Raw genomic sequence first — 7,518 nt, forward strand, 5'->3', positions numbered from 1 at the left:
ACGCTCGACGGCGAAGTCTGGGAAGCGCGTTTCGGCCATGTCGTCGCCAAAAAACCCAGCGACCAGCACGGCGTGATGTACGATACGCTCGTCAACACCGTGCGCGCACAAATTCCATCCAATGTCGAAACCATCTGCGCAAAAGCCTCCGCGATCTCCAACAGTCCGGAGCGACAGAAGCTCGTGCTGTCGAATGGCGAGGAAATCTCGGCGCGGCTGGTGGTCTTCGCCAACGGTTTGAATGTCGGCCTGCGTCAGACGCTCGGCATCAAGCGCCACGTCATCAGCGAATGCCATTCGGTCACGCTCGGCTTCAACGTCGAACCGGTCGGCCGCGCGGCTTTCGATTTCCCTGCATTGACCTACTGGCCGAAGCGAACGACCTCGCGCATGGCGTATCTCTCGATTTTTCCGATCGATGGAGCGATGCGCGTCAATCTGATGGTTTATCGCGACATGACCGACCCCTGGCTACCGGCGTTCAAGCAGGCGCCCGAGCCGGCGATGCTCGCCATGATGCCCGGCCTCGAGGACATGATGGGCGAGTTCAGGGTGAGCGGCCCCGTCAAGATCCGGCCGGCCGACCTGTGTGTGTCCGACGACCATGTCCAATCCGGGATCGTGCTGGTCGGCGACGCCTTCTCGACCTCCTGCCCCGCCGCGGGAACCGGCACCACGAAGGTTTTCACCGACGTCGAACGGCTCTGCAATGTCTACATCCCGCGGTGGCTTTCCACCGAGGGCATGGCCGTGGACAAGGTCGCGGAGTTCTACGACGATCCGGAGAAGAAGGCGTGCGAGGCGCGCTGCCTCGCCAAGGCCTACCATCTGCGCTCGCTGTCGATCGACAATGGCCTGTCCTGGCGGGCGCGGCGCTGGGCGCGCTTCATCGTGCGATTGGCCCAGGGCACGCGGCTGGCGATCGGCCGGCAGTTGTCCGGTGAATCAGCGCCGCCGAGGCTGGCGGCGAAACAGGCCGCGCATCCCTGAAGCGGCCTCGTCGACGGCCGATGCCTCAATCCTCGTCGTCCTCATCATCCTCATCGTCGTCAACCTGATCGGCCGCCTGATGCGGCTGACGGCCCTGATCATCCCAGAGCTTTCGATACATTCCGTTGGCCGCCAGCAGCTTGGCGTGGGAGCCGCGTTCGACCGCCTTGCCGCCCGCTATCACCACGATCTCGTCCATTTCGACCACCGATGTCAGCCGGTGGGTCGAAAAGATCATGGTGCGGCCCCTGGCGAGCTTCAATAGCGTCTTGTTGATCGCGGCTTCCGTGGTCTGGTCGAGCGCGGAGGTCGCCTCGTCGAGCAGCAGGATCGACGGATCCCGCACGATGGCCCGCGCGATCGCGATGCGTTGGCGCTGGCCGCCCGACAGCGTGTCGCCGCGTTCGCCGACCGGGGTGTCGTATTTCTGCGGCAGGCTCATGATGTAGCGATGGATCTCGGCCTTGCGCGCGGCCTCAACGACCTCCTCGTCGGTCGCGCCCTCCTTGCCGAGCCGGATGTTTTCCCGGATCGACATGTTGAACAGCATGTTCTCCTGGAACACCACCGCCATGCTCCGGCGCAAGGACTCGCGGGTCACCTTGCGGATATCGACGCCGTCGATGGTGACGCGCCCTTCGTCCGGCACGTAAAGGCGGAGGATCAGGTTGAGCAACGTGCTCTTGCCGGAGCCGCTGGGCCCGACGATGGCGATGCTCTTGCCGACCTTGAGCTTGAGGCTGAAATTGTCGAGCACCGGCGTTTGGCTGCCTTCATACTTGAAGGAAACGCGATCGAAGGTGATATCATTGGTGATGCGCGGCAGGTCGGGGGCGCCCGCACGATCGGCGCCGCGGGTCGGTTCGTCCAGCATTTCCTGAATGTGACGCACCGCCGCCGCCGACTGGATCGATACCGGGATGAAATGCATCACGTGGGCGATGTTGTAGGACACTTCCCAGAACGCGCTCTCGAACGTCACGAAGGTTCCGATCGTGATCTGACCCTTGGTGGCGAGATAGGCGCCGATCGCGAGCACCACGAGGTGCAGCAACAGCACCGAGATCGTGACGGTGCGCTCGACCATGGTCGACAGGAACGCCGCCGACGCAATCTTGCGGCGCGCCTCGTCGTTGCGCATCGTGAACCAGCCCAGCGTGCGGCGTTGCAGCATGAACGCCTTGATCACCGCCTGCGTCGCGACGTTCTCCTGCACCATGCCGAGCAGCGAGGATTCATTGAGCTTCTGCTCGTAATTCGCCTGCACCGCCTTAGGCGTCAGGATTCGCGGGCCGATCAGCGTGATCGGGAACACCAGCAGCGACACCACGGCGAGCTGCCAGTTCAGGAACAGCATCAGGACGATGCCCGCGATCAGTTCGAAGAACGGCAGGACCGCGCTGTTGGCGAAACCCTTGATCGACCCTTCGAACGCGGACATGTCGACCGAGAACCGCGACAGAATCTCGCCGCGCTTGGTGCGCGCGAAGTAGGCCGCGGGCAGATTCTGGATATGTTCGAACAGCCGTGTCCGCACATCGGATATCAGCGAAGCCGCGAGCTTGGCGTCCCAGCGCTCGTACCAGACGGCGACGATGGAGGTGATGATCCCGGCGGCCGCGAGCACCGAGAGAATCTTGATCAGCGCTTCGAAATCTTCCTCGCCGAGCGCGTCGTCGATCAGGAATTTCAGGCTGAGCGGCATGATGACATTGAACAGCGTCTCGACCACGACGCCGAGGCCGACGAATGTCAGGATCTTCTTGTAGTTCTTCAGGAACGGTTTGACGAATGCATAGATCGTCGCCAGCGCGCCGGCGGCCTCTTTCGCGGTAAAGACGACGAGATCCTCATCTTCCTCGTCGTCTTCAAGCTCAAGTTCGTCGTCTTCTTCGTCATCGTCGTCGGGTGGAGACGCCGGCGCCTTGGCGCCGGCGGGCCCGACCATTTCGGCGGCCGTTACAACCTTTTCGTCGGCCTCCGGCGCGCGAGCATCGTCCGCGGCAGCTTTGATCCGATCATCCGACGATGGAGGCTTGGGCGCCATAAAACCAACCGATGCTGCACGGCCGGCATGACCGCAAAATCGAGGAAAGTGGCCGAACGAACCACCGCGTCGATCCTATGCGATTGCCGCGCTTTCAGCAAAGCTGACAGTCGAAAACATTCCGCAGGTAGTCCCGGCGAAGCCCGGGACCGTGACCGGCCACTCTACCGGCTCAATCGTCGGCTTCGACCTTGTCGAAGAACGAGTAACGCAGGCTGTCGGAGTCGGCGTACCACTGGCCGGGCCCCTTGTTGGCGGCAAGCGTCGCCGCCCACAACTCGTCGGTGCAGTCGCGGCGGTGCATCGCCAGGTCGAACCCGCTGGAGAAGAACAGCTCCGACCATTCCCACCAGGTGCCGAGCTTCTTGACCCCGCGCAGGAGGTCGTAGCGATCGATCAGCGCGGGCGCCATGTCCGAGGTCACCGATCCGAACACCAGCCCGGTCTTCACAACCCGGTTCAACTCGCGAATCGCGCGCGGGACCTGCTTCTCCGCGACATGGCACAGGCTGGTCTCGAACACGAAATCGAACGCGCCGTCCTTGAACGGCATGTCGACGATCGACCCGAGCTTGTTGAACTTCTTCAGCGCCTTCGGGGTCTTGGCGTGGATTGCGCGATTGTTCTCGATACCCCATGCATCGATGCCGCGCGCGCGCAGCGCTCCCACCAGCTCGCCGCTGGCGGATCCCGCCACCAGGAGCTTGTAACCCCTGGCCCGTTTCCAGACGATCTTGATGAGATCCGTGAGGTAGGCCGGATCGGTGAACTGGCTCCAGACTTCGCTGTAGGGACCGAGGCCGCGGTAATTCTCGTAATAGCCGCGGTCGATCTTGTCGGATGCCGGCTCTCCGCCATCGCCGCGCGCGCGGCGCAGCCGCATCATCTCGGTGACGATGATATCGGTGGCGGCGTCGGAGGAATCGAGCAATCCGTTCAGCGTGGAATCGAACAGGTAATCGCCGACCACGACGAGGCCGGGATGCTGCTTCGGCTCGGGCCGGTGATTGGTCATGACGTCGCGCGCCGGCAAGCCGCCGGGAATCGCATTCACCGACGACAGCCAGCGATAGGTCTTGCCCTCCATGAAATGCTCGCGGGCGTCGCCGAGCGAGGCCGGCAGCGACTTCAGCGCGGCATCGATCAGTTCCTGATCGTCGAGATTGGCGAAGGCCAGCGCGTCGGAACCGGCGATCAGCCAGTTCAGCACGCCGTGCTTGCCGACGTCGTGTCGCGCGCCTTCGTTGTAGACGCAGCAGCCGCCGAACGCCTCGGACATGAACCACGCGCCGGGGATCTTCTCGCCCCAGAACGGCTCATCGAACAGGATCGAAACCCGCAGATAGTGCGCCGGACGGTCGAAATAGGCGATGTGCTTGACCATCGACTTGCGCAGCTGCTCGCCTTCCCACCCCATGGTGGAGAGCCATGAGTGCGGCAGGCACATCAGCACCAGGTCGAAATCTTTTGTCTCCGGTCCCTTGCCGTTCATCATGTTGAGCTGGTAGCGCCCGGCCGCGGTCTTGCCGACTTTGAGCACCCGGTGATTGAGCTGGATATCGGCATCCACCTCGGACTGCAGGCAGTCGATCAGCTGCTCGTTGCCGTTCTGGATCGAATACAGGCCGATATAGCCGTCGACATCCATCACGAAGTTCTTCAGCGCATTCAGCCCGTTGGTGTTGTGGGCCTCGGTGGCGATATCGGAGCGCGCCATCACCTTGAAGAAGCGCTTGGCGGTCGGGTCGTCGACTTCCCTGTCGAGCAGTTCCTCGGCGGTGATGTAGGCCCAGGGATGCTCGTTGTCGTGCGCGCCGACGCCTTCGTAATATTCGAGCGGCGACACCATCTCGGTGCAGCGCTTGCGGAAGCCTTCGATCGCCTCCGCGGTCTTGGCGCCGTATTTGCGGCGCATGCCCGGCACGTCGTTCAGGAGTTCGCCGTCGAGATGGACCTGCTCGGCATCCATCGGAATGGTCTGCAGGCCGAAATGCTGGATCAGTTCCCGCAGCGGATCGGGTCCGGTCATCGAGTAATCATAGATCTCGGCGACGCCGGCTTCATACATCGCGGGCGCCGAGTCGAATTTGCGTGTCAGGATCTTGCCGCCAAGCCGGTCGGAAGCCTCGTAGATGGTGACGCGGCAGAGGTCACCAAGCTTCTTCTTGAGATACCAGGCGCTCATCAGGCCACCCGGCCCTCCTCCAACGATTGCAAGATCCAACATGTCTGTTCCGTAATCCCCCGCCGCCCCGCCAAGGGGCATCCAGTCCTTCGGTCAGTTCGGAGCGCCATCGGCCGTTCTTATTGTACCGGTCGTGCCCCAAATCATTGATCTAGCGCATTGCCTTACCGCGAAACCGCCCCGCGTCCTCAGGGTCAACCCCATGACCTGCCTGAAGGCCAAGCCTTAGCAGAAGCGCTTTTCAGCCTGAAGGAAAGATGAACGAAGCGGGGCCCTTGGCGGCAGAAAGCCGAAAATAGCAAAAAGGCCAGCTTTCGCCGGCCTTTTTCCTGAGTTTACCGATTCCGCGCGGCCTTATTCGGCCGGCGGCAGCGCCAACGGCTCGACTTCCGGGGCCGCCGGCACGATCGCCGCCTGCTTCTCGCGTTCGTCGAGGATCAGCTTGTCGCGCTTGACGGCGACTTCGCGGATCTTGGCCATCGAGGCGCCGGTGCCCGCCGGGATCAGCCGGCCGACAATGACGTTCTCCTTGAGGCCTTCCAGCGGGTCCACCTTGCCGTTGACGGCGGCTTCGGTGAGCACGCGGGTGGTCTCCTGGAACGACGCCGCCGAGAAGAACGAACGGGTCTGCAGGCTCGCCTTGGTAATGCCGAGCAGCACCGGAGTTCCCGTAGCGATCTTTTTGCCCTCTTCCTTGGCCTTGGCGTTGAGCACGTCGAACTCGATCTTGTCGACTTGCTCGCCCGAGATCATGTCGGTCTCGCCCTGGTCGGTGATCTCCACCTTCTGCAGCATCTGACGGACAATCACCTCGATGTGCTTGTCGTTGATCAGCACGCCCTGCAGCCGGTAGACCTCCTGGATTTCGTTGACCAGATAGGCAGCGAGTTCCTCGATGCCCTTGATCGCCAGGATGTCGTGCGGCGCCGGGTTGCCTTCGACGATGAAGTCGCCCTTTTCGACGATATCGCCGTCCTGCAGATGGATGTGCTTGCCCTTCGGAATGAGGTACTCGCGAGCCTCCTCATTCTTGTCCATCGGCTCGATCGAGATACGGCGCTTGTTCTTGTAGTCGCGGCCGAACCGGATGGTGCCCGCGATTTCCGCGATGATCGCCGCGTCCTTTGGCTTGCGCGCCTCGAACAGTTCGGCCACCCGCGGCAGACCGCCGGTGATGTCGCGGGTCTTGGCGCTCTCGGTGGAGATACGCGCCAGGATATCGCCGGGCTTGACCTTCGCGCCGACGTCGACCGAAAGGATCGCGTCGACCGACAGCATGTAGCGGGCCTCGCCGCCACGCGCGAGCTTGAGGACCTTGCCGTCCTTGCCCTTGATGACGATCGCCGGACGCAGATCCGCACCGCCGCGCGACGAGCGCCAGTCGATGACGACGCGCTTGGCGATACCGGTGGATTCGTCGAGCGTCTCCGAGATCGACTGCCCCTCCACCAGATCCTCGAACCCGATGACGCCCTCGACCTCGGTCAGAACCGGCCGGGTGTAGGGGTCCCATTCGGCGATGCGCTGGCCGCGCTTGACCATATCGCCCTCGTCGACCCGCATCCGCGCGCCGTACTGAATGCGATGGGTCGCACGCTCGGTGCCGTCGGCATCGGCCACCGCGACCACCATGTTACGCACCATGGCAACCAGATGGCCTTCGCTGTTCTTCTGGATAGCCTTGTTCTTGATCGTCACCTTGCCGTCGAAATTCGACTCGATGAACGATTGCTCGTTGATCTGCGCCGCGCCGCCGATGTGGAAGGTACGCATCGTCAGCTGGGTGCCGGGTTCGCCGATCGACTGCGCTGCGATGACGCCGACGGCTTCGCCGTGGTTGACCGGCGTGCCGCGGGCGAGGTCGCGGCCGTAGCACTTGCCGCAGATGCCGTTGACGAGTTCGCAGGTCAATGCCGAGCGGATCTTTACTTCCTGGATACCGGCCTGCTGAAGAGCGTCGACGTGAATCTCTTCCATCAGGGTGCCGCGCTTGACCACGATCTTGTTGGTCACGGGATCGCGCAGATCCTCGCCCGCGGTGCGGCCGAGAATACGCGACGCCAGCGACGCAACCACCGTGCCGGCATCGATGATGGCGCGCATCTTGATGCCGAGCTTGGTGCCGCAATCATCGGCCGTGATAATGCAGTCCTGCGCCACGTCGACCAGACGCCGCGTCAGGTAACCGGAGTTCGCCGTCTTCAACGCGGTGTCCGCGAGACCCTTGCGGGCGCCGTGGGTCGAGTTGAAGTATTCGAGCACCGACAGACCTTCCTTGAAGTTGGAAATGATCGGC

3 protein-coding genes and 1 pseudogene are annotated in these 7,518 nt (G+C 62.9%); 1 reads left to right on the forward strand and 3 read right to left on the reverse strand.

What is annotated here, in order from left to right; all coding sequences use genetic code 11:
- The coding region (locus QZ213_RS21605) for an FAD-dependent monooxygenase (protein WP_291688129.1) at window positions 1-990 on the forward strand (990 nt) is incomplete at its 5' end.
- 25 nt (window positions 991-1,015) lie between these two features.
- Here QZ213_RS21605 and QZ213_RS21610 read toward each other — a convergent pair.
- The 3 genes and pseudogenes from QZ213_RS21610 to QZ213_RS21620 all read right to left on the reverse strand — a co-directional run.
- Entirely contained in the window at window positions 1,016-3,037 is a 2,022-nt protein-coding gene (locus QZ213_RS21610) for an ABC transporter ATP-binding protein (RefSeq protein ID WP_291688130.1), read from the reverse strand.
- Window positions 3,038-3,209: 172 nt separating this feature from the next.
- The gene (locus QZ213_RS21615) at window positions 3,210-5,264 is read right to left on the reverse strand and encodes an FAD-dependent oxidoreductase (protein ID WP_291688131.1); all 2,055 of its coding nucleotides are present in this window, start codon (window positions 5,262-5,264) and stop codon (window positions 3,210-3,212) included.
- A 312-nt stretch (window positions 5,265-5,576) separates the two neighbouring features.
- A pseudogene (locus tag QZ213_RS21620) lies at window positions 5,577-7,518 on the reverse strand (DNA-directed RNA polymerase subunit beta'); the annotation flags it as partial.

This window comes from Bradyrhizobium sp. (genome assembly GCF_017881085.1).
Lineage (GTDB): Bacteria > Pseudomonadota > Alphaproteobacteria > Rhizobiales > Xanthobacteraceae > Bradyrhizobium.